Here is a 26334-nt window from a genome sequence, read left to right on the forward strand (position 1 = left end):
GCCGCGCCAGCGGTTCGACCAGATCCGCCCGGCCCTGCTCCTTGAGCGCCAAGATCGCGTGCCGGCGCGCGTTGGCGTAGCGACCGAGCGCGAACACCGGAACCTCCGGGTCGATGCGCGGGGTCACCACATGCGGCTGGTCTGCTGCCACCGCCAGCTCGGCGGCGCACGCGTCGCACCAGCGGGTCGACGGCGCCCCGCAGCCGCCGCACTCGGCGGGCAGGAACAGATCGAGCATGGCGTCAGTGTGGCGGGTGGGTGTGACAGCTATACGCAGTCAGAGCAGTCCGAGCAACTGCAGGTCGTTGGCGTACTTAACGATGATGGACGGTGTGATGTGTGGGATGTCCTTGTCGGGGCCGATTTTGGCGTCTTGCACGGCGGCACGGAAGCGGTTGGTGGGGGCCATTGATCCCTGGATCGGCGGTTGGGGTTCTTGGTAGTAATGCAACAGCGGCAACAGCGAGTACCGGCGCTGCGTTTCGGGCAGGGCCCGCAGCGCGCCCTCGAACCGGCGTAGCCATTGGCCGTAGTCGCCGATGCGCTGGATCCGGTAGCCGGCGTCGACGAGCCAGTCGACGTACTCGTCGAGGCCGATGCCGTCGTCGTAGGGGTTCATCACGTGGTAGGTGGCGAACCGGTCGCCGTTGTGGGTGCCCAGGGTGGAGATGGCCGAGGCGACGAACTCGACCGGCAGGCCGTCGTAGTGGGCGCGTTGCCGGTCGCCGTCGGCGCCGTCTTCTGGCAGCTCGTAGAACGAGGCGGGCGCGATGCCGGTAGCGACCAGGCTCAGCAACAGGCGGGTGAACATGTCCGCCAGGTTGAGCTGACCGGCGTAGCTGGTGTCGGCCATGATCATGTCGCAGCGAAACACCGTGACGGGCAGCCCGCACAGGTCGTGCGCCTCGCGCAGCAGCACCTCGCCGGCCCACTTGCTGTTGCCGTAGCCGTTGGCGTAGTTGTCGTTGATCGCCCGGGTGGGGCTGATCTGGCGGATGTCGGCGTCCTCGATGAACTGTCCGGGTTCGACCTGGTCGCCCACCGCAATGGTGGAGACATATACGTAGGGTTTTTGCTTGCTGGTCAGCGCGAGGCGGATCAGCTCGGCCGTGCCCAGCGCATTAGGCCCGAACAGCTCGCTGTAGGGCAGCGCGTGGTTTACCAGGGCGGCGGGGTCGACGATCAGGTCAACGGTGTCGGCCAGCCGTTGCCAGGTCTGCTGATCCAGGCCGAGATCGGCCGCGCTCTTGTCACCGGCGATGACCTCCAGGTGATCAGCGGCCAGGTCCTGGTAGTGCGCCAGCAACTTCGGGTCACCGCCGTCGAAGGTGTGGTGGAGCCGGGCCCGGGCGGCGGCGTCGTCTTCGGCGCGCACCAGCGCGATCACGGCGCCGTCGACCAGGCTCATGCCCTCGAGCCACTCCAGAGCCAGGTAGCGGCCCACAAAGCCGGTCGCGCCGGTCAACAGCACGGTGCGCACCTCGGTCGCCGGTTTTGGCAACCGCGGCGCGCGGGCCAGCGTGGCGGCCTCGATGAACTTGTCCAGTGTCAGATCGCCCGCACGCACGTCGGCCGCCCCACGGCCGTGCACCGAGGCGAACGTCGGCCGCGAGGTCCCCATATGCTCGGCCGCGATGTAGGCGGCGATGGCCGCCAGGTCGTTGACGGGGTTCACTATCACCCCCACCGGCACGTCGATGCCGAAGATCTCCCGCAACAGATCGCCAAACGTCAACGCCGACAACGAGTCTCCACCCAAATCGGTGAAGTGCGCATCGGGCGGCAGCTCCGAAGTGGTGTTGCCGAGCATGGCCGCCGCGGCCCGGCTCACCGTCTCGAGCACCGGTGCTTGCGCCCCGGTGCGGCGCAGTTCTGCCAATTCATCGGCCTCGCCCTGGGCCAACTGGGCGTAAAGCCGTTCGAGCCGCTCACCGTAGTGTTGTTTGAGGTTGGGCCATGCCAACTTGCCGATCGCGGTGAGCAAACCATTCTCCGCGGTGAATGGTCTGGTCTCGATCAGGAAATCGCGCGGCACCTCATAGGACTGCAGGCCCAGCTCGCGCGCGATGCTGCGCAGCGAATCGGCGATCAGCGCCTTCAGCACCTCAACACCGTTGCCGGCCAACGCCGCTGCGGTGGGCACCACGACGGCCACCAAGTAGGGGCGCGCGCTGTTGCCGTAGACATAGATCTGGCGGAGCAGTGGGCTGTTGCCGAAAATGGCTTCCAGCTTGGCCGGAGTGACGAATTCGCCCTGGGCGAGCTTGAGCACGTTGTTGCGACGATCGACATTCAGCAACCGATCGGGACCGACCTCGGCGACGACGTCGCCGGTCCGGTAGTACCCGTCGGGGTCGAACACCTCGGCGGTGACCCGCGGCCGCCTGTAGTACCCGGGGAACATGTTCGCGGTCTTGAGTAGCAGTTCACCGCGTGGATGCGGCCGGTCGGTGGAAAAGTAGCCCAGCTCCGGCACGTCGACCAGCTTGTAGTCGATCACCGACGGGCGTTGCACCTCGCCGTCGATTGAGATCAGCCCGGCCTCGGTGGAGCCGTAAACGTCGATCAGGGGCATCTCGAGCAGCGACTCGACCCATGCCTTCAGTTCGGGTGAGGTGGGCGCCGTGCCCGTCATCGCGAAGATGAACCGACCACCGAGCACGTGCTGCCGTTGCTGGGCCAACACCTCGGCCTCAATTGCGGATCGGTCGGCACCATCGGCACACCGGCCGTCTACTTCAGTTCGGAACTCGCGCAATAGCGTCTCCCAGACGCGCGGCACGAAGTTCAACTCGGTGGGCCGCACCAGCGCGAGGTCCTCGAACAGCGTCGACAGGTCGCGCTTGGCCGTGAAATAGGCGGTGCCGCCGTTGCCGAGTGTGCCGTAAAGGATGCCGCGTCCGATGACGTGGCTCATCGGCAGGTAGTTGAGCGTGATCGATGCTGCACTCGGCCCGAACCAGTTCGACCGACGCCACATTCTGGCGACGGTGGCTTGCGAATACATGGCACCCTTGGGCGCTCCGGTGCTGCCGGAGGTGTAGATCAGCAATGCCAGCGCTTCGCCGTCCTGCGGCACCGGAATCGGCTTCGGCGGCAACGCGTTTCCGCGTTCCAGCGCATCGGCCAAAGGCTCTACGACCACCGCGGTATCTGCCAGCCGGGCACGGGCGGCCGCCACGGCGTCGCGCTGGTCGTCGACCTCGGGGTGATAGTCGAACACCACCAGCCTGGCGGGCACATGCCCGGCATGGACCAATTCGACGGCGTCGGAAAGGTGGTCGATGCTCGCCGCGATCACCGCGGGCTCGGTCTCGTTGACGATGGGTCGCAGCGCAGCGACCGCGGCGCCGGTCGCCAGCGGCACTGACACCGCGCCAAGCTGAGCCAGCGCCAGGTCGATCGACAAGTAATCGACGCTGGTGAAACCCAGCACGGCGACCCGGTCCCCGGGGACTGCATCGTCGGCCCACGCACTGGCAAGCCTGCCGACGCGGCTCCCCAGTTCGCGGTAGCTGATGGTCTCGAACCGGGGCAGCAGCTTCAGTGAGCTTCGTCCCGTCTGCGGGTCTTTGACGAACTCGATGACCCGCTGCCCCAGCGCCGGCCGCTCCGCATAGCCGTCAAATACGCGCCCGATAACGTTCGGCAGCCGCAGTCCGGCCCGCTCGACCGCCGCTACGACCGCGGGATCGGGCCGGGCGTCGGCGAACTGCGGGTCGTTACTCGACAAGTCCTCGACGCGCCGCGCGATCCGCTCGTCCCGAATAGAAGCCGACATACCACTTCCTTGAATTGACTGGATGATTGCGACCCCGAAAGCGTTACCGCCGTTGATGATCGGTCAATGGACCAGTTCGAGCGAGGCTCGATAACTCGTCATCGCTCGTCGTGCAAAGAGCTTCACCAGCAACCTTTGCGGCGGTGCCATGCCGGCGAGGAAGCGGCGCCGCTCGTCGGCATTGCACTGGTCCACGGCCATGGCGACAAAGGCGAGGCCGAACCGCATATTGCGGCCGCTGAGGAAGGAGGCGCCCCGTTCGGTAGCTGCGTGCCACTCGGCATCGGTGAGGTTCTCGTTGATCAGCGGAACGATGATTGCCTCTTCAGCGCTGAGGTGAGCGCCGACCAACTCCTTGAGCGCCCTGATCTCACATACCAGCGCCTCCTCGGCCCGTGCCTGGGCGAGCCGTGTGGTTGGGGAGTCGATCACGGCCATCCATCCGGCCAACCGCAACTCGACACTAGCCGCCGTCTTCGCTATGAAATCGTGCTCGGTCTCCATCCGCCGGATGTCGTCGGCATGCATGGGTGTCCGGTCGTGCAGCTTGGGCCACAACAGCTCGTCTTCGGCCAGGTGGTGGTGATGCAGCGCCTTAAGCACGTTTGCGATGTGGCCCGCCACACGCTTGCGGGGCCCACGCTGACCGGGCTGCACGCCGCGGACCAGCTTGGCGGCATCTTCGAGCTCTTTGCGGAAAATGCGGTGCACCAATGCCATTTCGAATGCGTCGGTTGGCATCGTCTACTCAACCCCACTCGGGACCGGCGACGGTCCGACCATCCACCAGATCATTTCGGACGCCGTCTGGCGAGTATCAGCGCTGCGCACACCATTCTCCTTTCAGTCGGGCCAAGAGGCTGGCTCATGGTCGATAGCCAGACGACGTATCGGGGTATCGAGATCTCTAATAGCATTGCAATACCGATGATTTCGATGGACTGAATACGACCCGCATCGCCTCGGGCCCACTGATGAAATTCGACGACCGGCGGGGCAACTCGGCGTCGCTGGCCAGGCGCAAGTCCGGCAGCCTGCGCAACAACGCGGTGAGCATGAGTGAGAGTTCCAGTCGCGCAAGCTGGCTGCCCAGGCAGAAATGCGTGCCGAACCCAAAGGCCAAGTGCTTGTTGGGATTGCGGTCGATACGGAAGTCATCGGGATCACCGAAGGCTGTCTCGTCGAAGTTGGCCGACTCGAATAGCAGCATGATCTTTTCCCCGGCACGCAGGTGAGTGCCGTGAAACTCGATCTCGTTGGTGACGGTGCGGCACATGTTCTTGATCGGCGAGGTCCAGCGGAGCATCTCCTCGATCGCCGGAGAGACCAGATCGGGGTCTTCGCGCAGCGTTTCCCACTGGCGGCGGTCCCGTAACAGCTGTTCGATGCCGCCGGAGAGCGTGTGCCGGGCGGTCTCGTCGCCCCCGATCAGGATCAGCAGTGACTCGTAGACGATTTCGTCATCCGACAACCTGCGCCCGTCGACTTCCGCGTTCACCAGGATGCTGAACAAGTCGTTCGACGGTGCCGTCCGGCGTTTGGTGATCATGTCCATCGTGAAGGCGGTGTATTCGGCGAATGCATCCGTCACCGCTCGCACCGATGTCGCGTCGTCCGGCGAGCTTGGGCCGCCCACCACATCGTCGGACCATTTCAGCAACATCCCGCGGTCCGCGGGTGACACACCAAGCATGTCGCCGATCACCGCCATCGGCAGCGGAGCGGCGATGTCACGGACGAAGTCACACTCCCCTGACTCGCACACCGCATCGATCAGCTCGTCACACAGCCTGCCGATAGACGGCATATTGCGCGCTATCCGCGTGCGGGTGAACGCAGCGCTAACCAGCTTGCGCCGCAGAAGATGTTCGGGATCGTCCATTTCGACCATGTAGGGCTTGCCCGGGTACTCGGGCCGGATACCGCCTGCATTGGAAAACAGCCGCGGATTGCGCTCTGCATCGATGACCGCCTGATACGTCGCCGCCGCGGCCAACCCGTTTCGGTCGCGAAAGACCGGCCGGTTGGCGCGCATCCAGCGATATGCGCCACGCGCGCCGCCGCCGGAGTAGAACCGGCCGTCCGTCAAGTCGACGTCAAGGGTCTGCAACATAGTTTTGCTTCCGGTTAGCGCTCATTGCTGATAACGCTATGCAGCCCAACCCAATCGGCTAGCCGCTGCGCGCGGACGGTTGGACAGATTGCGGTACTAGCGGTCCCTGATGGCCCTGACGGCGACCACCGGCCTGCGCGATGCGCAGCATCATCGCCGGCCACAGCAGCGAGGCCGGCGAGTCGATCATTCCCACCGATGACTACGGCCCGATGACCAGGCATGGGCATCACGACCTTTCCAAGCCACTCACGGATTCGGCGTCGCGGAGCGCCACCACGTCGTCGAGGCCGGACAACCCGTGTTCCGACTTGATCTCCTCGCCGGCGCGTTCACCGATGACCACACAGGGCGCCATTGTGTTTGTGCTGGTGATTCGGGGCATGATTGAGGAATCGGCGACTCGGAGGTTTTCGACGCCGTGAACCTTCAGGCTGCCGTCGACGACCGAGAGCGAATCGAGTCCCATCTTGGCCGTGCCCGCCATGTGCCAGTAGGTAATTGCGGCATCCCGCAGGTAGCCCACCAGATCTTCACCCTTCAAACAGCCGGGCATGACCTCGCGCTGGAAAAACGACCGGGTCCGCAGCAACGCGCAATTGCCGACGGCACGCATGTCCTCGATGCACTTCACGGCAAGGCGCAGATCGTCGGGATGCGACAGACCGTTGTGGATCACCCTGGCGGGCTGATCGGGATCTGGACTGGTCAACATAACGCTGCCGCGGCTGCTGGGATGGGTGAGCGCACCGATCATCGTCCAACCCATACCGGGTAGGCCGAATCGCGCGGCATTCTCCGGGCTTGCCAGCAGCATCGCTCCCTGGCAGGCGAACAGATCGGGTTCGTCCCGGCCGTCCCCGCTCGGCCAGAACATCACAGCATCACCCGGTTGATCGGCTGGTGGGCAGGCGGGCATTTCCCAGATGCATGAGAAGCCAAGGTGGTCCTGGAAATTGCGACCCACACCGGGCAGATGGTGTTTAACGGGTATTCCCAACGGCCGCAGGATATCCTGGTCGCCGATCCCGGAAAGCATGAGGACCTTGGGGGTATGGATTGCCCCCATCGACAGCACGACTTCCGCGCCAGCCCGGAATCGCCGAAGTTCGTCGCGGTAGCAGACCTCGACTGCGGTCACCCGACTCCCATCGATGAGCAAACGCCGCACGAGGGCATTCGGCAGCACGGTCAGGTTGGGCCGGTCCATGTACGGATACGTGTAGGAACGGAACACCGAACGGCGCTTGCCGCCGCGAGCCCGGACTTCGATGATCGCCGCCCCGCCCTTGCCTTCCATCATCTTTCCGTTCGCCTGGTCGAAGCGGCCGATACCAAGACATTCGGCGGCTGTCAGCACGATTCGACCGACAGGATGAGGATCGCATTTGGGTTGCACGTAGATAGGTCCACCGCTGCCCCTGTGCTCAGGGTCCGGGGCGCCATGCCAATCCTCTATCCGGCGGTAGATGTCTAGAACCGACGCATAGCTCCAGGCTTTGTTTCCCGACTCCGCGGCGAAGAGGTCCCAATCCGCCCGGTGCCCCCTGGCCCAGGCCATCAGATTGATGCTCGAACCGCCACCGAGGACCTTGCCCATCGAGAGCATCAGGGCCCGGCCGTTGAGGTGCTGGTTCGGTTCAGCCTGGAAGGCCCAATCCGTCGCGCTGCCCAGATTCGTATGCCACAGCTTCGCTTCGGTGACACACGGCAGGTCGTCGCGGCCTCCCGCTTCCAGCAACAAGACGTTCACGCGGGGATCCTCAGCCAGGCGACGGGCAACCACGCAGCCCGACGATCCCGCACCACAGACGATGAAGTCGTAGTCCTGTTTCAGGTCAGCGACGAGGCGCTCCTGGTTCGCCCGGACCCGCCTGTCCAGTTCGTTGTCCATGTCATTGCTTGCAGCAGTTGACATCTGTCGTATCTCCTGACTCCGGTTCGATTGGTTGTTCAATGGCCGGCGCTCTGTCCACCGTCGACGTGGAGGATCTCGCCGGTGACGAAGGGTGCCGTTTCGAGGTAGAGCGCGCCGTGCACGATGTCGGCGACGGCGCCTATCCGGTTTTGGGGGTGCATCCATGCGTAAGACGCGCGCGCATCGACGCCGGCGTGCATGGGCGTGTCGATGACGCCGGGCGATATGGCGTTGACGCGGATTCCCTGGCCGGCGTATTCGATGGCGAGTGATTTCGTGACAGCGGCAAGGCCGCCCTTGGTGAGTGCGGTCAACGCCGATGGCACCTTGCCCTGAGCGTGCTCCACCAGAGTGGTCGTAATGTTGACCACATGACCGCCAGTGCCCTGCGCGAGCATCACGTCGATGGCGCGTTGCGTAACGTGAAGAAAGCCCAGCAGGTTCACCGATGTCACTCGTGCACAGTCTTCGAGGCTGTAGTGGGTGAAGGGCTTGGAGACGAAGACGCCGGCGTTGTTGACTAGAGTGTCGATGTGGCCACACCGTGCCACTGCTGCGGCAACGAGGCGATCGGCTGTGCTGGGATCGGCGATATCGCCTGCGACCGTGACGACTTCGGGGTGAGATGAATCGGTGATGGTGCGCGAATTGGCGATTACGCGGTAGCCGTGCTTACGGTATGCCTCGACCAAGCCCGCGCCGATTCCACGCGAAGCGCCGGTGATGATCGCGACCTTCTCGTCGCCGAATTCCATTGCGGTACCCCTTCTGTGTAATCAGCCGGCCAGCTCGCGCACGATGTCGGCGGCCGGGCCTGTCTTCGTATGACGGAAGGCGGCACCAGCCCACAGTGCGGTGCCGTGCGGATCGCCCAATTTCACTGCGGCAGCCTGGATCGGTGCGGTCATCATCGCTACGTCGGGAAAGCCGAATACCGCCTCGCCGTTGTGCTTTTCGATGAATCGGTTACGCAATGCGCGGGCGTACCGCCCGGTGAACGCGCGCGTCACCACCGTTTCGATGAACCGCGGATCGCGCAATGCCGCCCTGTGCACCGGATTGGTTCCGGCCTCGTCGGCGAGCAAGAACGCCGTGCCTAGTTGCACCGCCGCGGCACCGGCAGCGCGCAGCCGGCTGACATCACGAGATGTTCCCAGTCCCCCGGCCGCGACGACGGGACAGTCGAAACAGTTCACCAGGGCGGTGACCAGATCCTCCAGCGGTTGCCCGGGCGGTGAGGCAAGCGCATCGAACGTCGCGCGATGCCCGCCCGCATCGGGACCTTGGGCAACCACCGCATCCACTCCCGCGCACAGCGCGATCGTTGCTTCGCGGATGGTGGTGACTGTCCCGAGGTTCAAGATCCCGACACCCTTCGCCGCCGGCACTCGTCTTTGGTCGGCGAGCCGAACGTGAACGACACCACCTCCGGCCGCAGATCGCACACCACGTCGAGTTTCGCGGTCCACTCGTCGTCACCACCCGGCTCACCGAGAGCTACGCCGTAGCATTCGGCCTCCTCGGCCAAGGCTGCCGCGAACGCGGCGAGCTGATCGGGTCGATCCGCCGGTGGTTGGGGCACAAAGAGATTCACCCCCAGGGGCCCCGACGTCAGCCTGCGCGCCGCGACGATGGCATCGGCTAAGTCATCGGCCGACGACATGCCGGCCGCGAGAAACCCGAGTCCGCCGGCGTGGGTCACCGCGGCCGCCAACTCCGGCGTCGACGGGCCTCCGGCCATCGGCGCCCCCAGCACCCGAACACTGAGATCCGTCAGGGTAAATCGATCAAGCACAAGACGCCTCCGACGTGTTGTGCAGACCCAACGACGCCAGCGCGTGCCCATCGACGATGACAACGCTGTTGTCGTCCAACCGGATCCAGCCGCGCTCCTCGAAATCACGCAAAATTGCAACCGTCGTTCTCGGTGCAACGCCGACCAGACGAGCGAACTCCTTCAATGTCAGGTCATGCACCACTCTCACCACATCGCCTTCCCGTTGGCCGAACCGCTTCCGCAAACACAGCAGCCGGCTCGCGATGCGCTCCTGAGTGTCGGTGAAGGCGAAGTCGGCCAAGGAGTTCGTCGTCGCGTCTGCCCACCGGGCGAAGAGGCGCAGAACTTGATCGCTGATCTCGGGATGCCCAACCATCCACGTCATCAGTTGATCGCGTTCGATCGGCACCGCCAGCACATCGGTGAGCGTGCTTACGCTGGTCTCTGGCGATCCGGGGTCGACAAGCGTTTCGATACCAAAGATTTCGTAACGCCCCAGGATCTTGAGAATGATTTCGCTCCCATCGGGCAGCCGGTACGAGACCTTGACCTTGCCGGAAATGATCACGTACAGGCGGCGACCGGATCCACGCTGCGCGCCCACGACGCATCCGGGCTCGAACTGCTCGGGCGCGAGCTGCTTGGCCCAGGCGGACACCGTCTCGGGAGTGGTCCTGCAAAAGATTCCCGATTCCACCAGCGCCTTATGGACATCGCCGGTCACCAGGTCTCCGCGGGGAACCTCACCTTGTGAAAGACACTGTTGCACTGGGCGCTGCGTGGCGGGCCTGCCCGGCGTCGCCGACGCCGTTGTCCGCGATGCCTTTCCCATGCGGTTGTCCTCGGCGGCTCGCCAGATACGACTGGTCGTGTTCCACCACAACAACGTCATGGCTAATTCACCTAGGAGTAACGATGACGATCGCTGGGTTAGTCATACCGCTAACGCTAGGGATGCGACTGCGAGACGACTATCCGCTGTACGCAGGGTGTTGGCCATCCTGCGCACACTCGAAGCGCGATGCGGTGCGAGCCCGGTGCGGGCACCTCAATGCCGGGATCACGATTCGGCCATCAGTGTCTCGCAAACACTTTCGAGGAACCGGGCAGTGGGGGTGTGACCGCAGGTGGTCATCCTCAGCTGCCCGTCGTAGGTGACGACCCCGGTCACGTATTCCCCCTCGATCTGTGTCAGCACGACCGGACCCCAGATGGCTCGGGGCCGAATCGGCCCAAAGCGAGGCACGCTCTGCACGCCCAAGTTCGTGATCGTCAGTTCAAAAGGCAACATGGTGCACAGAAAGTGTTCTGCGGCACCGCAGTCGGCGTCGATTGGGAAGTATTCCTCGATTACCGCAGAACCGAGCATTAGTCCGGCAGCCGATCTGGCCACGCTCAGCTGGTCACCGGTCTCGCGCGCCTGATCCCAGAACCCGCTGCCATCCGCCGGAGCCAGCCCCGTGCATGCGAAGGAAATGGCTAAGCAGCAGCCGGCTCCCTGGGCCACAAGGTTTCTGGCATTTATCGGGCTGTAAGTGCGGACGAAATCTTCGCCACACGCTGCGCTGCGCACACAGGAGGCGGCTGCGACGATCGCTGCATGCACGGTGGTGTGTTCTTCCCGGCAGCGCTCAACAAGACGCGCGGTGGCATCGTGGCCCATCGCAACCCGGTACAAGTACGGCCGACTCGCATCAAAGGCCCGGATGGATGCGGGCACACCCATGCGCGGATCGCCGGCATCAGTTGACATGGCGGCGATCTGGACAGCATCGAATCTACGAGTTGCCAATTCCTCCAGCGATTCCGGTAGAGGCAGCACCGGCGGTGGGTGACCGTTGAGTGCGGCAAGCAGGTCGTTGAGTACCAAGACGGACGAAATCCCGTCGGCAGCCACGTGATCGAACGTCAGAAGCAAAGTCGACGAATTACGCTGAGCGACAAGTGTTGCCCTCATAAGTGGAGCTGCGGCGGAATCGAAGGGTTGCGTGAGTTCCTGGGCGGCGATAGCTTGCCAATCTTGATCATCGGGTTCGCGCAGGAACGTCAGGCCTATTGATGCCACGGAGTCGGCGCGGTAGAACCCCAACCCTGTGTCGGGGTCGTCTTTGACGTGCGCTGACAGCAACGGGTGCCGGCGCTGCACGGCGTAGAGCGCATCACCTACCAGATCGGCGTCGAGGGCAGCCTCAAACTCGGCGGCCAACACGAACAGTAAAGGATTACGTTCGGAGTAGCGGTACAAGCACCGTTCCCGCAGCCCGAGCGCACGCAGAAACGCGGCGGGTCGTAATCCCGGCGATGCAGCCACTTTCGTCCTCTACTATGTGCCGGAGCTATACCTCGGTCCACGCGCAGATCAGCGGAGGCACTACCGCCACGGCTTGTGCGGCGGTGATTTCGGCTTGCCCCTGGTCCACGGCGCGGGCGCGGGCGAGCTCAAGGACGTCGGCGGCCGAATCCACGCCTAGTACCGCACCGTCGGGCCCCACCAGCCGCCCGGCGATCATCGACACGTCACCGGGCCCGCAGCCCACGTCCAGCACCCGCATTCCGGGCCGCAGACCTGCCAGACGCAGTGCGTGCTCGGTGAAGTCATTATACAAACGACCCTGCAAGAGCAGACGCTGAACCTCGGCGTCGACATGACCGAGCACGTAAGTGTTGTCATCCGACAACGTTTGATTCCTGCCCATGACTCCAACCTCGCTGATCGGGTAAGCATCCGAAACGCTAACGAGCCCCACCCAGCGCCGCCTAGCCGCGGCACGCGACGATTCGGCCGGATTGCGCGGGGCTTCACCAATCTCGGCCGGTTCGCTACCGCACACGCCAACCGGTACGGCGAGACGTCCTCGGCGAGCCTGCACCGGATGGCATGTCCGCGGTAGGCGCAATCTGGCCCGATCAGTGCGCCTTTCGGCTGGCCGGCACGCCGCCACCACATTAACTTCAATGCCATGCCTGACCGCGGAACGCCCTTGCGCAGAATGGGTTTCCTCACCATCGGCCGATTTGACGATGCCGATCCGGAACCCGGCCACGAGGAGACACTGCGAATGATCGAGCGGGCCGAGGCCCTGGGCTTCGACAGTGTTTGGGTGCGACAGCGGCATCTGCAACCGGGCATCTCCTCACCCGTGGCACTGTTGGCCGCCGCCAGCCAGCGCACCCGCCGAATCGAGTTGGGTACCGCGGTGATCCCGCTCGGCCTGGAGAACCCACTGCGATTGGCCGAAGATCTGGCCACCGTCGACATCCTGTCCCGTGGACGACTCAATCCCGGCGTCTCGGTGGGCATGCCACTCCTGTATGAACACTTTAAAGCTGCGCTGTATCCGGAGACCCATGAGATGGAGAACTTCACGAAGGCACGGGTGGCGCGATTGCTGGCGTGCCTGCGCGGCGATCCAGTCAGCGATTTCGAGGGAAATTTGGGTCACGACAAGTTCTTCCGCCGAGTCCAGCCCCATTCGCCCGGCCTGGCCGGCCGGGTGTGGTACGGCGGGGGGATGCAGTCCGCAGTGTGGGCCGCGCTTAACGGCCTCAACTACCTCACCGCCAATCTGGTCAGCAGCGAAGGCACCCAATCGCTTGACTTCGCCACAATCCAGGCGCAGCACATCGACGCGTTCCGCGCACACCATCCCAGCCCCGAAACTGCCCGTGTCGCACAGGCGTTGGTGGTGATCCCAATCGATTCCGCGTCGGTGAAACAGGTGGATCGGTACCGGGCTTACGCTCATAGCCGCATCGGCCGCACCCTGCATCCTCAAGGCCCGCGGGGCATGATCGTGTCACCCGACTACCTCGGCACATCAGAGCAGCTCGCCGAACTGCTTTATGCGCACCGCGGCTTTCAGCGCGTCGACGAAGTGGCTTTCGCATTGCCGCACGGCTTCGCCGAAGACGATCAGGTGCAGATCATTACCGACATGGCCGAGAAACTCGGGCCGATGCTGGGCTGGGTCCCGGCTCAGTCGGGGCAGCAGCAGCCGTTGTGCCTATCGCGCAACCAGGTTCGCGACACGAGCCATCAGGAGTGGACCGTCAGTGCACAGTAGTCTCGCGCCGAATCTGGATAACTACCGACGTCTGTTCGGTGAAACCGGGGCGGCGCTTTCCGAACCCGAATGATCGCTACGATGAATAACTCGCTGCCGCCGCAGCTTTCGGCGCTGAACGCACGATTCGACACCGGATCACGCAAAGACAAATGCCTGAAGGTCTCCTTTCGCCCTGGACCCGAACGGTTCACGGCGTTCAACGCCCTCAGCAGTGGATCCATCGCCGAGATGCTGGATCAAACGGCGACCCATTGCGGCACCCTGATGACGGGCCACGGGTTGCCGACACTGACGATGACGGTGAACTACCTGCGGGCGGGGGCTGGAAGGTCGTTTGTTGCCACCGCACGCCTACTCGCGACTACTAACACCGCTGCGGTGCTCGGCGCGGAGCTGTCCGACCAGCATGGAAATCCGATCGCGTCGGCGTCCATCGCAGCGCAGTTGAGAGATATCAGCCGGTACCTGTGAGGTCGGCTAGGCACTGCGGCGCAACGTCTGCACCGGGGGCTCGCGGTACCGGGCGGTGTGTGCGGCAGCGAACCTACCGAGGTTGCTGAAGCCCCAGCGGTAAGCGACCGAAGCCACCGTGGCGGTCGATGGGTCGGACTCGAGCAAGTGCTGGTGGGCTCGCCGCAAACGGACCTCGCGCAGGTACGCCATCGGCGTGGTGCCCAGGTGACGCCGGAAGCCCTGCTGCAGCGAACGGACGCTGACACAGCTGCGCGCGGCCAGCGTCGAGACAGTCCACGGCCGGTCCGGTTCGGCCTCGATGACCTCGATTGCCGCATCGATGACGCGCGGCGCAGGCGCGGGCGCGTGCCCCTCCAGAGCCGCGCGATAGGGGTGGTCCGTGGCCAGCAGGAGACCGCGGACCATGCTATCGGCGAATGGCATCCCGACCATCGGCTCATGCAGGAGACTGTGCGGCCGAAACAGGTGCTCGGTGAACACCGACACCATGGCGATCCAGCTGCGGACGGCTTGGGTCGTAGCGGACATGACGGGTTCGAACTCGATCTGCGAGGTCACCGAGCGCCCCAGCGCGTCGGCGAGGGCATCTTCGATCGCATGACGATCGACCATCACGGCCAGCAGGCGGCCGACGTAACCGTCCACGCCCGCGCTGCCCTCGGGCCGATAAACCGCAACCGAGCCAGGCTCCGCGGCGAGGGAGAGGCCATTTTCCGTCGCGGCCGGGGCCGCGGCCACCGGCACAGTGACGTGATAGTGGGGACGCAGTTCGCCGCCGTTCACCCAGACGTCGTCGTGAAAATCCACGTCCAGCACCGTGATCGGGCCGAACCGACGCATACGATGCGTCATCGAGAATGTGTCTCCGAGCGGCCCGATCTCCGGCCACCAGTAGGCTGATGACTGCATCTGGCTCGTCCGTAGCTCGGTGAAGTCGTCCAACGACCGCACCGAAACCCACTCGTTATCGTCTACCGTCACCGTGGCAGCTGCTGTCTGGTGCGCCATGGCGAGCCCCTCTTCCGGCACGGCTAGGCAGTCCTGTGAATCGCCAGATCCGTTGCGCGGCGCAGGACCACTCGTCGGCGCAACGTCTCGGTAGGAGTCTCACGATAGCGAGCCGCATGCGCAGCGGCAAACCTACCGAGGTTGCTGAAGCCCCACCGATAGGCGACCGAAGCCACGGTGACCATCGATGGGTCGGACTCGAGCAGCGATTGGTGCGCGCGGCGGAGTCGGACCTCGCGCAGGTACGCCATCGGAGAGGTGCCCAAATGGCGCCGGAAACCTTGCTGCAACGTACGGACGCTGACGTGGCTACGGGCGGCGATCGAGGACAACGTCAGAGGCAAGTGTGCTTCCTCTTCAATGATTTCGACGGCGTGACGAATCGCCCGCGGTGCCGCCGGCCGTTCGTCTCGGATCAGGGCATCGAGGTGGGGATGCTCGGCGGCGAGCAAGAACCCGCGCACCAGGCCGTCGACGAATGGCAGTCCGGCCAGCGGTTGGTTCAGCACGCTGTCGGGCCGGAAGAACTGCTCCTTGAACGACACCAGCATGTTGATCCAGCTCTGCGTCGGCGCCGCATCGGTCGGCAGCAGGGGCGTGAAGTCGACCTGAGACGTCACCTGCCGGCCAAGGGCGTCGCTGAGGGCATCATCGATCGCCGAACGGTCGATCTTGAAACAGACCACTTTGCTACCCGCGTCCCATTGCCCCACCCCGAGACCCTCCGGCGGAAACACGGCGGCACTGCCCGGACCGCTGACGACAGAGTGGCCCCTGTGTTCAACCTCCGTGCGGCCAGCCTGGACCACGATCACGCGATAGCTGCCACACACCTGGCCGCCGTCCATGGGCAAATCCGATCCGACGGCGATTTCGGATAAGGCGACCGGACCCATCCGACCCACTCGTTGGGCCAGCGAGAAGGAATCGGGATCGGCCAACAATCTCAGGTGTGGCCGGCCACAGCAGACCCGGGCGAACTCGTCGAACTCCTTTGCCGGTGTCCAGATGTGCGCCGGCGACGCGTCAGCCGTCGGCCTTTCCGTCTCCTGTTCGTCCTTATCCATCGTTCGCGGGTCCCTCCTCGACACCTGCGCAGGCGACGCTAGCGCCGCTGACTTTGCTGCGCTACGCCGACGGAGGAAGTCCGCGTGATTTGTCCAGGGGCCTGCGCAATCTGGCCAGGTCCGCCCGGAGGCGACCCGCCACCTAGTCGTGCCGAACCGGCCGGCAACTACGCCGGCACTTAATTGCCTTGAGCCCGTACATAACCGGGAATCGCGGTTCGCTTTCCGGCATAGTCCACCAGCCATTGTCGGATGGCACCATCAGCGGCCAGCGCCGCCAAGGAAGCAGGCACGTCTCGGTGAGGCTTTCGATGGTGAATCCGGTTTGCGCCAGGGCAGTGACGACCTCGCCTAACCCGTGTGGCCACTCGTAGTGCAAGGTGTCGCCGCTCAGGGCCGGCCCATCCGTATAGCTGTGGCTGCTGTCGCGTTCGACGGATCCACGACCGCCGAGATAATCGTGGTGGATCACCAAATCGTGAGCCGTGCCGGTCTTCTGAGTCGTGCCGAGCGCGCCCAGTAGCGGGTGGAATTCCACGAGGTAAACAAATCCGCCGGGCTTGAGTAGCCGCGCAATGGTTCGCGCCCACGCGACCAAATCGGGCAGGTAGCACAGCGCACCCTTTCCCGTGTAGACGATGTCGAAGCGTTGCGCTCCTAATGCTCGTTCAGCCTCGTAGACATCAGCGAGCACGTAATCGATCGTCAGGTCCGCATCGCGAGCGATCCGACGCGCTTCTTGCAAGGAGACATTCGAGAAGTCCAGTCCGGTGGTGTGCGCACCTCTGAGCGCGAACGCCATCGTCTCGACGCCCAAGTGACACTGCAAATGCAGGAGTTCGCGGCCGTCGAGCCCGCCAAGATCTCGCCACTCGAAGGGGGCGAACCAGCTCATCGGCTCTCGAGCACCCACCCCGTAGAATTCGCTGGCCGCGTGGATCGGCGCGCGAGCGTCCCAATTGCGCCTGTTAGCAATGATTTTGGCCTGGGTATCGTCATCAAAGCGCGTTGGGGCCACCTCCATCCTGCTGCTCGTCAACAACGTTAAACGTTGTGGCGTCGCCGCGCCGCGCTGCCACGGATAGTCTGCGCGCGCCGTCCGATGCGACGCGCAATCCGGCTAGGCGCCCGGCGGCAGCGGTCGTACCGTGAGCGCCACACCTTGACTCGGAGGCCCCATGAACCGTACGGAACATGTTGCAGTTCAGAAGTTTTCGGAACGCGAGCTTGCCACACTTAACGCGCGCCTGGCCGGTGACGCGGTGCACCGGTGGCATGCGGACTACCACGGGGCGCGCCGAATCTGGAACTACGCCGTGGACCGCCACCCCGCGGTAATCGTTCGTTGCCGCACCGATGCCGACGTCGCGGCCGCGATCGTGTTCGCCCGCGAGCACGCGCTCCCGCTCACGGTCAAGGGCGGCGGCCACAGCGTCGCCGGGCATTCCATGATCGACGACGGCGTTGTGATCGACCTCGGCGAAATGCGCCGGACCAGCGTCACACCCGAAGCCGGGCGGGTGCGGGCCGGTGGAGGTTGCTTGTTGCGCGATATCGACCGTGCCACACAGGCTTTCGGTCTGGCGACGCCAGCGGGGGTGATGTCGCAGACCGGTATCGCGGGCCTGGCGCTCGGCGGCGGCATGGGTTGGCTGACCCGCAAGCACGGTCTCACCTGCGACAACCTGGTGTCGGCGCGTGCGGTGCTGGCCGACGGCCGCGTGCTGACCGCCAGCGCCGACGAAAATCCCGACCTTTACTGGGGCTTGCGAGGTGCGGGAACCAACTTCGGTGTGGTCACCGAATTCGAGTTCGCCACCCCCGCGGTGCTCAAGTCGGTCCCACTGGGCACCGCCCTGTACCGCCTCGAAGACGCGGGCAGCGCAATCGCCCACCACGGGGACTTCATGCGGCGCGCCAGCGATGACCTCAAGGTCATGGTCTACTTGCGCCGGGCCGCCCAGGAACCCGGTGTGCCCGACGATCTGATCGACGCACCGGTGTGCGTATTCGTGAGCGTCTGGACTGGAGACCCTGCCGACGCCAGGGACATCAACGAGGCGTTGTGGGCGGGAGCGCCGAGGGTGTCCGGCAGCGTCCAGACCCTGCCATACGTCGCAGTGCAGTCAATGAACGACGGTGTGCTCGGCCCCGGCGCATGCAACTACACCAAGGGCGGGTATGCCGGCGACATCACCACCGACTGCATCACAGCCCTTATCGAGGCGGCTGGCCGATTGCCTAATGCCCTGTCTGCCATAGAGTTCGGCTATCAGCACGGTGCCCAGGGCAGGCTGCGCGAGGACGACACCGCGTTTCCCGACCGCCATGCCGAAAACATCATCAACGTGTTGGGCCGATGGCTTCCCGGTGACCAGCCGCAGATCGAGTGGGTACGAGAAACCTTCGCTGCCACGGCTCGATTCCGGGCCGGTGGCTTGTATTCGAACTTCATGGCCATCGATGACGAGGACCGGGTAAAAGAGGCTTACCGCGGTGAAAAGTACCAACGACTGGCCACGATCAAGGCCAAATACGATCCGGACAACGTCTTCAACAGTAATCCGAACATATTGCCCGGCGGCATCGTTGAAAGTGACGCCTGACATGCACCTCGGCCTGATTCCCGATAACCCGGCTGAGTGGAAAGCCCTGGCCTCCGGGCGAGTACCCGTGCCGTTCTTCGAAACCCATTTCGCATTCGGCCTGGCACGCACTGTGATGGCCGCGGCCAAGCTCGGGGTGTTCGAATCGTTGAGCTCACAAGCCGCCACGGCGACCGAGGTCGCCGCGCGTTGCGCAACCGATCCGGCCGCAACCCACCAGCTACTGGTGGCACTGGCGGGCTGCGGTTACCTGCAGCACCGCTGCGACCGGTACTCGCTGACCTCGAAAGCGCGAACCTGGTTGCTCGTGGAAAGTCCGGCTTCACTCGTCGATGCGGTCCACTTCGAGTACGACACAATCGATTTGATGGACCACGTCGAGGACTACGTCCGCACCGGCCGAGCCCTCGACATACATCGGCAGATGAGCGGTGACCGGTGGAACCTGTACCAGCGATCGATGCGCGCACTGGCCGGCCAATCGGCGAGGGAGGTCGCCGAAAACGTCCCAGTCCCCTGCGGCGCCACCGACATGATCGATGTCGGTGGTTCGCACGGCCACTATTCCGCCGCGCTCTGCCGCCGCCACGATGGTCTGCACTCGGTGGTGCTCGATCTGCCCGAAGCGGTCAGGGCCGCGGCGCCGCTGTTGGCCATGGAGAACATGGGCTCACGGGTGACCCACCTCGCCGGCGACGCACTGACCCACGATTTCGGTGTCGATGCCTACGACGTGATTTTGCTGTCCAATCTCGCACACCACTTCAGTGCGGTGGCAAATGCCGACTTGTTCGAACGGCTGGGCCGGGCACTGCGCCCGCGCGGTGTACTTGCGGTCATCGAACCGATGCGGCTCGAAACGGGTGACCGGGTGGGGCAATTCAGCGCGCTGAGCGAGTTGTTCTTCGGCGTGACCAGCCGCTCCGGCGCGTGGACCTCGCGTGACATCGCCAAGTGGCAGCGCGCTGCTGGTTTGCGCCCGGCAGGCGAACCCCTCATGCTGGGCGGCGGCTCTGCCGGCCTGCAGGTCGCCACGAAGCCGTAGCTAGCCCGGCAGCACCGGCGCCGCCCCGGGCACCGACAGTCCGGGCACCTCCGACCAGCCCTGCTGACCATCGGCCGACGGCGAATACTGCAGCACCCCTTGCGGTCCCGCGACGTAGGCCGTCGACGGGTTGGCGACCACCGTGGTCACCGGCATCTGCAAACCGTGCGGCGGCGCGTCGGAGTTCACCCCGTCGATGTTCACGTAGGACACCGGATGGCTGGCGTCGGTGCGGGTCACCACCAGGTCGTCACCGGTGCGCCACGACAGCGACACCACCGAGTTGCCCAGCCCGAAGCCGAGCCGGCGCGGGAAGGTCAGCGCGTACTGGCCGGCCTGGGTCTGCTCGACGCTGGCCAGAATCACCTGGCCACCGATCACCATCGCCGCGCGGGTGCTGTCGCGGGACAGCTGCAGGTCGGTGATGGGCCCAGGGAACCGGGTGGCCACCGCCACCGAATCCACCGGCAGCCGGGCGGGCTGCCCGGAAGCCGGCTCCTGAATCGCCCGCAACACGTTGTTGCCGTCGACGACCACCCAGACCACGTCGTCCAGCGACCACGTCGGCCGCGACAGGCTGTGCCCGTCGGCGGCCTGCACGGCCTCCTGGCCCAGATCACCGATCCACAGGGACGCGGCCATGTCCGGGGCGCCGCGATGCAGCGTCACCACCGAGGCCACCTGCCGGCCGGAGCGCGACAGCGCGGCGCCGGTCTGGTCGCCCACGCGGCCGAACGCGCCGGGCACCGTGACGGTGTGCTGGCCGTCCAGCGACACCAGTGAGCCGTTCACCAGGGCGTGCAGCCCCGCGCCCGCGCCGTCGGCGGCGCCGGGATCGGTGGCCGCGACATCCGAGGTGGTCCACCCGTCGCGGAACCGGTCGTCCAGCGGCGCGCCGTCGGCGTTGATCACATAGGGGCCGCGGATGTCGGCCCGGGCCAGCGTCCAAATGATCTGTGCGGCAAGCAATTGCCGGCTGTGCGGATCGGTGGTGGACAGCTTCTCGAGCTCGACCCGCGCACCGCCGTAGCCGCGACCGATACCGTTCTTGCCGCCGTCGGCGCGGGTCACCGGCCCGCGCAACCGCAGCGGCGGGGCGAGCAGGTTGCGCACCGTGTGCGCCATCTCCGGCCGCGGCCCGGCGATCACCTTCGAGATCAACTCGGTGGCCAACTGGTCGTGATCGGGCACCGCGACGTAACGCGGATCGGGGACCACCGTCTTGCCGGTCGGATCGGCGAAGTACAGGGTGTTGCGCTTGTAGGTGGACTGAAACTGCTGCCAGTCCAGGAAGACCCCGTTGGGCAACCGGTCGATGCGCCAGCCGCCGGAGGTCTTGGCCAATTCGATCGGCCCGGGGTCGGGCAGCACGCCCTCGGCGGTTTCGAACACCCCCACGTCGGACAGCGAACCCAGGATGTCGGCCCGCATGGTCGCCGAAACACGTTCGGCCGCACGGGTTTCGACGAAAACCACGTGGTCGATCAGCAGCGCACTACCGGCGTCGTCCCAGGCGTTGGACGCCGACTGGGTGAGGAACTGCCGGGCGGCCAGGTGGCGGTTCGCGGGATCGGCTGTGGCCTTGAAGAATTCGCGCAGCAGCACGTCGGGGTCCATGCCCGGCGTCGGCTTGGGCAGGTTCGACGGCGCCGGCCGCTCGACGGTGCCGATGGCTTGCGGCGCCGACGAACTGGGCACCCCCGCGCAGCCCGCGAGCAGCATGGCCAGCATCAGCAGTCCCACGAGCCGGCGCATCACAGGCTTCTCTCGGCGTGCTCACGTTGGCGCGGACGGTCTTTCGCGTGCTGCGGGCCGCTGGGGGCGGGTTGCGGAATCGGCTTCATGGGCAGCGGGCTGGTGGTCACCTTGTGACCACGCACCAGCGGCAGGGTCAGCCGGAAGCACGAGCCGTCACCGGGTTCGCCCCAGGCCTCCAGCCGGCCCTGGTGCAGTCGCGCGTCCTCGATGCTGATGGCCAGGCCGAGTCCGGTGCCGCCGGAACGGCGCACCCGCGACGGGTCGGCCCGCCAGAACCGGCTGAACACCAGCTTCTCCTCGCCGGGTCGCAGCCCGACGCCGTAGTCGCGGACGGTGACGGCCACGGTGTCCTCGTCGGCGGCCATCCGGATCTTGACCGGCTTGTGCTCGGCGTGGTCGATGGCATTGGCGATCAGGTTGCGGAGGATGCGCTCCACCCGGCGGGTGTCGACCTCGGCGATCACCTCCTCGGTCGGCAGGTCGACCTTCAGCTCGATGCCGGCGTCCTCGGCCAGATGCCCGACGTTGCTCAGCGCGCTTTGCACCGTGGTGCGCAGATCGACCGCCTCGACGGACAGCTCCGCGACGCCGGCGTCGTGCCGCGAAATTTCCAGCAGGTCGTTGAGCAGCGACTCGAACCGGTCCAGCTCGTTGACCATCAGCTCGGTGGAGCGCGCCAGCGTGGGGTCCAGGTCGGCGCTGTGGTCATAGATCAGGTCGGCGGCCATCCGCACGGTGGTCAGCGGGGTGCGCAGCTCGTGGCTCACGTCGGAAGTGAAGCGGCGCTGCAGATTACCGAACTCCTCCAGCTGGGTGATCTGACGGGACAGGCTCTCGGCCATGTCGTTGAAGGACATGGCCAGCCGGGCCATGTCGTCCTCGCCGCGCACCGGCATGCGTTCGGACAGATGCCCTTCGGCGAAGCGTTCGGCGATGCGTGACGCCGACCGCACCGGCACCACCACCTGCCGCGACACCAGCAGCGCGATCCCGGCCAGCAGCACCAGCAGCACCGCGCCGCCGGTGATCATGGTGCCGCGCACCAGCTGGATGGTGGCCTGCTCGTTCTTGAGCGGAAAGATCAGGTAGAGCTCCAGGTTGGCCACCTGCGACGACGCCGGCGTGCCGACGATCAGCGCCGGTCCGGAGAACCCGTCGGTGTGCACGGTGGCGTACTGGTAGGACGCCTGCCCGGCCTTGACGAAGCCGCGCAGCGAAGCCGGCACCTGGTCGACGGGCCCGGCGGTGGTCGCCGCGCGCGGGCCGTCGCCCGGCACCATCAGCACCGCGTCGAAGGCCCCCGCCATCCCCGCGCCCGAGGCCGGGTCGGTCTTAGAGGTCAGCGTGTTGCGCGCCAGCTGCAGGCTGCTGTCCAGGGATCGCGCCTCTTCGCCGTTGACGATCCCGCCCACGGTGGTGCGCGCCCGCTCGATCTGCTCGATGGCGGCCTTGACCTTGACGTCGAGCACCCGGTTGGTGACCTGTGAAGTCAACACGAAACCGAGCGCCAGGATGACCGCCAGGGACAACCCCAGCGTCAGCGCCACAACCCGCAGTTGCAGCGAGCGCCGCCAGGCGATGGCCACGGCGCGACTCACCGCGCCCATGCCACGAGTCATGGGACCGGAGCGGCCCCAGCGGCTCCGAGTGCGTCGCCGAGAGCCCCAGATCACGTGTCCCTACCGGTCACGGAGGTCCGGCCTTGTACCCAACTCCTCGAACGGTCAACACTACGGTCGGGTTTTCGGGATCCTTCTCAACCTTGGCGCGCAGACGCTGGACGTGCACATTCACCAGGCGGGTATCCGCCGGGTGACGATAGCCCCACACCTGTTCGAGCAGCACATCACGAGTAAACACCTGCCGCGGTTTGCGCGCCAACGCCACCAGCAAGTCGAATTCCAACGGTGTCAGCGAGATCTGCTCGCCGTTGCGGGTGACCTTGTGCGCCGGCACGTCGATCTCCACGTCGGCGATGGACAGCATCTCGGCGGGCTCGTCGTCGTTGCGCCGCAGCCGCGCCCGCACCCGCGCCACCAGCTCCTTGGGCTTGAACGGCTTCATGATGTAGTCGTCGGCGCCCGACTCGAGGCCCAGGACCACGTCGACGGTGTCGGTCTTGGCGGTCAGCATGACGATCGGCACGCCGGAGTCGGCGCGCAACACCCGGCACACGTCGATGCCGTTCATCCCGGGCAGCATCAGGTCCAACAGCACCAGATCGGGGCGCAGTTCGCGCACCGCAGTCAGGGCCTGGGTGCCGTCACCGATGACCGCAGTGTCGAAACCCTCACCCCGCAACACGATGGTCAACATCTCGGCGAGCGAAGCGTCGTCATCGACGACGAGAATCCTTTGCCTCATGGAGTCCATGGTGTCACCAGATCGGGACAAAACTCGGACATCACACGGGCGTTTCTTCTTCGAAAGGGCCGAATCGTGACAAATCTGTGCTAGTCGGCGGCCAAATCGGCGGCCAGCCGGCCCGGATCGACGTCCGCGTCGACGGCCAGCCACTGGCCGCCCCAACCCGCGGCGGCCAGTTCGGCGTACACCGCGCCGGTGCGCTGCTGCAGCCCGTCGTCGCGTTCGTAACTGTCCCGCGCGCGACCCGGATCGGACTCGGCCCGGCTGCGGGCCCGCTCCCCGGCCACCTCGGCCGGCACCGCGAGCAGCACCTGCCAGTCGGGCGCGGGCAGGCCGAGACGCCCATACTCCAGCGCGTATATCCATGCCACGGCCGGCCCGGCCGCGTCCTGATGCAGACGCGCGGCGGTGTAGGCCGCGTTGGAGGCGACGTAGCGGTCCATGATCACCACGTCGTGCTCGCGGCGCAGCGCCTCGATGTCGCCGAGGGCCCCGGCGCGATCCAGCGCGAACAGCATCGCCATGGCGTAGGCCGACGACGCGAGATCGCCGTGCTCGCCGTGCAGGGCCTCGGCCGCGATGTCGGCGGTCACCGACTGCCCGTACCGCGGGAAGGCCAGCATGGCCACCGACTTGCCGTCCGCCTCGAACAGCTTGCGCAGCTTGTCCGTCAGCGTCCGCTTGCCGGCGCCGTCAATGCCCTCGATCGCGATCAGCACGGCGCGAGCCTATCGCCGCCTCCAAGCGTCACGCTGGCGTGACACTCGACGCCGAACGCCACGCTGGCGTGACGTTCGGCGAGAGATGGCTCAGTAGCGGTAGTGGTCGGCCTTGTAGGGGCCGTCGACGTCGACGCCGATGTACTCGGCCTGCTCCTTGGTGAGCTTGGTCAGCTGGCCGCCGAGCGCCTCCACGTGGATGCGGGCCACCTTCTCGTCAAGGTGCTTGGGCAGCCGGTAGACCTCGTTGTCGTAGTCGTCGTTCTTGGTCCACAGCTCGATCTGGGCGATGACCTGGTTGGAGAAGCTGTTGCTCATCACGAACGACGGGTGGCCGGTGGCGTTACCCAGGTTCAGCAGCCGGCCCTCGGACAGCAGGATGATCGACTTGCCGGTGTCCGGGAAGGTCCACAGGTCGACCTGCGGGCGGATGTTGGTCTTGGTGGCCCCGGACTTCTCCAGCCGGGCGACCTGGATCTCGTTGTCGAAATGCCCGATGTTGCCCAGGATCGCCTTGTCCTTCATCGCCTTCATGTGCTCGAGGGTGATGATGTCCTTGTTGCCGGTGGTGGTGATGATGATGTCGGCCTCGCTGATCACGTCCTCCACCCGCTTGACGTCGAAGCCCTCCATCAGCGCCTGCAGGGCGTTGATCGGGTCGATCTCGGTGACGGTCACCCGCGCGCCCTGGCCCGCCACCGACTCGGCCGAACCCTTACCGACGTCGCCGTAGCCGCAGATCAGCACCTTCTTGCCGCCGATCAGCACGTCGGTGCCGCGGTTGATGCCGTCGATCAACGAGTGCCGGCAGCCGTACTTGTTGTCGAACTTGCTCTTGGTGACCGAGTCGTTGACGTTGATCGCCGGGAACGCCAGGTCACCGGCGGCGGCGAACTGGTAGAGCCGCAGCACGCCGGTGGTGGTCTCCTCCGAGACACCCTTGATCGACGCGGCGATCTTCGTCCACTTGTCCTTGTCGGTCTCGAAGCGCTTGCGCAGCAGGCTCAGGAACACCCGGTGCTCGGTCGAGTCGTCCTCGTCGTCCGGCGGCACCACGCCGGCCTTCTCGTACTGCGCGCCGCGCAGCACCAGCATGGTGGCGTCGCCGCCGTCGTCCAGGATCATGTTCGCGGGCGCGGCGGCGCCGTCTTTATCGGGCCACGTCAGCACCTGCTCGGCCGCCCACCAGTACTCCTCGAGCGTCTCGCCCTTCCACGCGTACACCGGGACGCCCTTGGGCTCCTCGGGGGTGCCGTGCGGGCCGACGACCACCGCGGCGGCGGCGTGGTCCTGGGTGGAGAAGATGTTGCAGGACGCCCAGCGCACCTCGGCGCCCAGCGCGACGAGGGTCTCGATCAGCACCGCGGTCTGCACGGTCATGTGCAGCGAACCGGAGATGCGCGCGCCCTTGAGCGGCTGCACGTCGTGGTACTCGCGGCGCAGCGACATCAGACCCGGCATCTCCTGCTCCGAGAGCTCGATGTCCCGGCGACCGTAATCCGCCAACGACAGATCGGCGACCTTGAAATCGATGCCGTTTCGGACGTCGGGGGTGAGTGCGTTTTCGGTCGTCGTCATAGTTCTTCCTTTTTCGGCTCGCTCGCCTGTGGCTCGCTCGGATGAAAGCGGTAATT

General features: G+C 65.5%; 22 protein-coding genes and 1 pseudogene. 4 read left to right on the top strand and 19 right to left on the bottom strand.

Features of this window, described 5'->3' with window-relative positions; translation table 11 throughout:
* The 11 genes and pseudogenes from DQP58_RS13790 to DQP58_RS13835 form a co-directional block, all read right to left on the bottom strand.
* Positions 1–238, bottom strand: a pseudogene (locus DQP58_RS13790) (ComF family protein); the annotation flags it as partial.
* 39 nt (positions 239–277) lie between these two features.
* On the bottom strand, positions 278–3781 hold the full coding sequence (gene car / locus DQP58_RS13795) for a carboxylic acid reductase (RefSeq protein ID WP_112708911.1): 3504 nt from the start codon (positions 3779–3781) through the stop codon (positions 278–280).
* A gap of 63 nt (positions 3782–3844) precedes the next feature.
* Entirely contained in the window at positions 3845–4522 is a 678-nt protein-coding gene (locus tag DQP58_RS13800; protein WP_112708912.1) for a hemerythrin domain-containing protein, read from the bottom strand.
* 166 nt (positions 4523–4688) lie between these two features.
* Positions 4689–5894: a cytochrome P450 gene (locus DQP58_RS13805; protein ID WP_112708913.1), complete on the bottom strand. Its 1206-nt coding sequence runs from the start codon at positions 5892–5894 to the stop codon at positions 4689–4691.
* 229 nt (positions 5895–6123) lie between these two features.
* Positions 6124–7788: a GMC family oxidoreductase gene (locus DQP58_RS13810; RefSeq protein WP_205869425.1), complete on the bottom strand. Its 1665-nt coding sequence runs from the start codon at positions 7786–7788 to the stop codon at positions 6124–6126.
* A 59-nt stretch (positions 7789–7847) separates the two neighbouring features.
* The gene (locus DQP58_RS13815; RefSeq protein ID WP_112708915.1) at positions 7848–8567 is read right to left on the bottom strand and encodes an SDR family NAD(P)-dependent oxidoreductase; all 720 of its coding nucleotides are present in this window, start codon (positions 8565–8567) and stop codon (positions 7848–7850) included.
* A gap of 21 nt (positions 8568–8588) precedes the next feature.
* Positions 8589–9173, bottom strand: coding sequence for a nitronate monooxygenase (locus DQP58_RS27490; protein ID WP_346427276.1), 585 nt, complete (start codon positions 9171–9173; stop codon positions 8589–8591).
* On the bottom strand, positions 9170–9607 hold the full coding sequence (locus DQP58_RS27495; protein WP_346427277.1) for a nitronate monooxygenase: 438 nt from the start codon (positions 9605–9607) through the stop codon (positions 9170–9172). The genes DQP58_RS27490 and DQP58_RS27495 overlap by 4 nt, the downstream gene beginning before the upstream one ends.
* Entirely contained in the window at positions 9600–10481 is an 882-nt protein-coding gene (locus DQP58_RS13825) for a Crp/Fnr family transcriptional regulator (RefSeq protein ID WP_112708916.1), read from the bottom strand. Before DQP58_RS13825 ends, DQP58_RS27495 begins: the two co-directional genes overlap by 8 nt.
* 168 nt (positions 10482–10649) lie before the next feature.
* A complete protein-coding gene (locus tag DQP58_RS13830) occupies positions 10650–11834 on the bottom strand; it encodes a condensation domain-containing protein (protein WP_165827864.1) in 1185 nt (394 codons plus the stop codon).
* 91 nt (positions 11835–11925) lie between these two features.
* Positions 11926–12285, bottom strand: a complete 360-nt coding sequence (locus DQP58_RS13835) for a methyltransferase domain-containing protein (RefSeq protein ID WP_112708918.1) — start codon at positions 12283–12285, stop codon at positions 11926–11928.
* Positions 12286–12549: 264 nt separating this feature from the next.
* On the opposite strand from DQP58_RS13835, the gene DQP58_RS13840 reads away from it, so the two are divergent.
* Positions 12550–13653, top strand: a complete 1104-nt coding sequence (locus DQP58_RS13840) for an LLM class flavin-dependent oxidoreductase (RefSeq protein ID WP_112708919.1) — start codon at positions 12550–12552, stop codon at positions 13651–13653.
* Positions 13654–13734: 81 nt separating this feature from the next.
* A complete protein-coding gene (locus tag DQP58_RS13845; protein WP_165827865.1) occupies positions 13735–14127 on the top strand; it encodes a PaaI family thioesterase in 393 nt (130 codons plus the stop codon).
* A 6-nt stretch (positions 14128–14133) separates the two neighbouring features.
* Here DQP58_RS13845 and DQP58_RS13850 read toward each other — a convergent pair whose 3' ends face one another.
* From DQP58_RS13850 to DQP58_RS13860, 3 genes are all read right to left on the bottom strand, one after another.
* The gene (locus DQP58_RS13850; RefSeq protein WP_165827866.1) at positions 14134–15072 is read right to left on the bottom strand and encodes an AraC family transcriptional regulator; all 939 of its coding nucleotides are present in this window, start codon (positions 15070–15072) and stop codon (positions 14134–14136) included.
* A gap of 89 nt (positions 15073–15161) precedes the next feature.
* Entirely contained in the window at positions 15162–16451 is a 1290-nt protein-coding gene (locus tag DQP58_RS13855) for an AraC family transcriptional regulator (RefSeq protein WP_112708922.1), read from the bottom strand.
* Positions 16348–17229, bottom strand: coding sequence for a class I SAM-dependent methyltransferase (locus DQP58_RS13860; protein ID WP_112708923.1), 882 nt, complete (start codon positions 17227–17229; stop codon positions 16348–16350). Before DQP58_RS13860 ends, DQP58_RS13855 begins: the two co-directional genes overlap by 104 nt.
* Before the next feature lie 154 nt (positions 17230–17383).
* Between DQP58_RS13860 and DQP58_RS13865 the strand changes: the two genes are divergently transcribed.
* Complete coding sequence (locus tag DQP58_RS13865) at positions 17384–18811, top strand: FAD-binding oxidoreductase (RefSeq protein ID WP_112708924.1); 1428 nt, start codon at positions 17384–17386, stop codon at positions 18809–18811.
* A 1-nt stretch (position 18812) separates the two neighbouring features.
* Positions 18813–19856 (top strand): class I SAM-dependent methyltransferase, encoded by a 1044-nt coding sequence (locus tag DQP58_RS13870; protein ID WP_112708925.1) that lies wholly within the window; start codon positions 18813–18815, stop codon positions 19854–19856.
* Here the strand turns inward: DQP58_RS13870 and lpqB are convergent, their stop codons facing one another.
* From lpqB to ahcY, 5 genes are all read right to left on the bottom strand, one after another.
* Complete coding sequence (gene lpqB / locus DQP58_RS13875; protein ID WP_112708926.1) at positions 19857–21611, bottom strand: MtrAB system accessory lipoprotein LpqB; 1755 nt, start codon at positions 21609–21611, stop codon at positions 19857–19859.
* Positions 21611–23287: an MtrAB system histidine kinase MtrB gene (gene mtrB, locus DQP58_RS13880; RefSeq protein WP_112708927.1), complete on the bottom strand. Its 1677-nt coding sequence runs from the start codon at positions 23285–23287 to the stop codon at positions 21611–21613. The genes lpqB and mtrB overlap by 1 nt, the downstream gene beginning before the upstream one ends.
* 13 nt (positions 23288–23300) lie before the next feature.
* Positions 23301–23987 (bottom strand): two-component system response regulator MtrA, encoded by a 687-nt coding sequence (mtrA, locus tag DQP58_RS13885; RefSeq protein ID WP_007168097.1) that lies wholly within the window; start codon positions 23985–23987, stop codon positions 23301–23303.
* Between the two features lie 80 nt (positions 23988–24067).
* Positions 24068–24700 (bottom strand): dTMP kinase, encoded by a 633-nt coding sequence (locus DQP58_RS13890; RefSeq protein WP_112708928.1) that lies wholly within the window; start codon positions 24698–24700, stop codon positions 24068–24070.
* A 90-nt stretch (positions 24701–24790) separates the two neighbouring features.
* On the bottom strand, positions 24791–26278 hold the full coding sequence (gene ahcY, locus DQP58_RS13895; RefSeq protein WP_112708929.1) for an adenosylhomocysteinase: 1488 nt from the start codon (positions 26276–26278) through the stop codon (positions 24791–24793).
* Positions 26279–26334 lie beyond the last annotated feature (56 nt).

The sequence above is a fragment of the Mycobacterium colombiense genome, from assembly GCF_003284975.1.
GTDB classification, from domain to species: domain Bacteria; phylum Actinomycetota; class Actinomycetes; order Mycobacteriales; family Mycobacteriaceae; genus Mycobacterium; species Mycobacterium europaeum_A.

Coding starts and splice junctions, on each gene's coding strand:
- car (WP_112708911.1), bottom strand. CDS start 3,781: ATGTCGGCTTCTATTCGGGACGAGCGGATCGCGCGGCGCGTCGAGGAC.
- DQP58_RS13800 (WP_112708912.1), bottom strand. CDS start 4,522: ATGCCAACCGACGCATTCGAAATGGCATTGGTGCACCGCATTTTCCGC.
- DQP58_RS13805 (WP_112708913.1), bottom strand. CDS start 5,894: ATGTTGCAGACCCTTGACGTCGACTTGACGGACGGCCGGTTCTACTCC.
- DQP58_RS13810 (WP_205869425.1), bottom strand. CDS start 7,788: ATGGACAACGAACTGGACAGGCGGGTCCGGGCGAACCAGGAGCGCCTC.
- DQP58_RS13815 (WP_112708915.1), bottom strand. CDS start 8,567: ATGGAATTCGGCGACGAGAAGGTCGCGATCATCACCGGCGCTTCGCGT.
- DQP58_RS13825 (WP_112708916.1), bottom strand. CDS start 10,481: ATGACGTTGTTGTGGTGGAACACGACCAGTCGTATCTGGCGAGCCGCC.
- DQP58_RS13835 (WP_112708918.1), bottom strand. CDS start 12,285: ATGGGCAGGAATCAAACGTTGTCGGATGACAACACTTACGTGCTCGGT.
- DQP58_RS13840 (WP_112708919.1), top strand. CDS start 12,550: ATGCCTGACCGCGGAACGCCCTTGCGCAGAATGGGTTTCCTCACCATC.
- DQP58_RS13845 (WP_165827865.1), top strand. CDS start 13,735: ATGAATAACTCGCTGCCGCCGCAGCTTTCGGCGCTGAACGCACGATTC.
- DQP58_RS13855 (WP_112708922.1), bottom strand. CDS start 16,451: ATGGCTGGTGGACTATGCCGGAAAGCGAACCGCGATTCCCGGTTATGT.
- DQP58_RS13860 (WP_112708923.1), bottom strand. CDS start 17,229: ATGGAGGTGGCCCCAACGCGCTTTGATGACGATACCCAGGCCAAAATC.
- DQP58_RS13865 (WP_112708924.1), top strand. CDS start 17,384: ATGAACCGTACGGAACATGTTGCAGTTCAGAAGTTTTCGGAACGCGAG.
- DQP58_RS13870 (WP_112708925.1), top strand. CDS start 18,813: ATGCACCTCGGCCTGATTCCCGATAACCCGGCTGAGTGGAAAGCCCTG.
- lpqB (WP_112708926.1), bottom strand. CDS start 21,611: ATGCGCCGGCTCGTGGGACTGCTGATGCTGGCCATGCTGCTCGCGGGC.
- mtrA (WP_007168097.1), bottom strand. CDS start 23,987: ATGGACTCCATGAGGCAAAGGATTCTCGTCGTCGATGACGACGCTTCG.
- ahcY (WP_112708929.1), bottom strand. CDS start 26,278: ATGACGACGACCGAAAACGCACTCACCCCCGACGTCCGAAACGGCATC.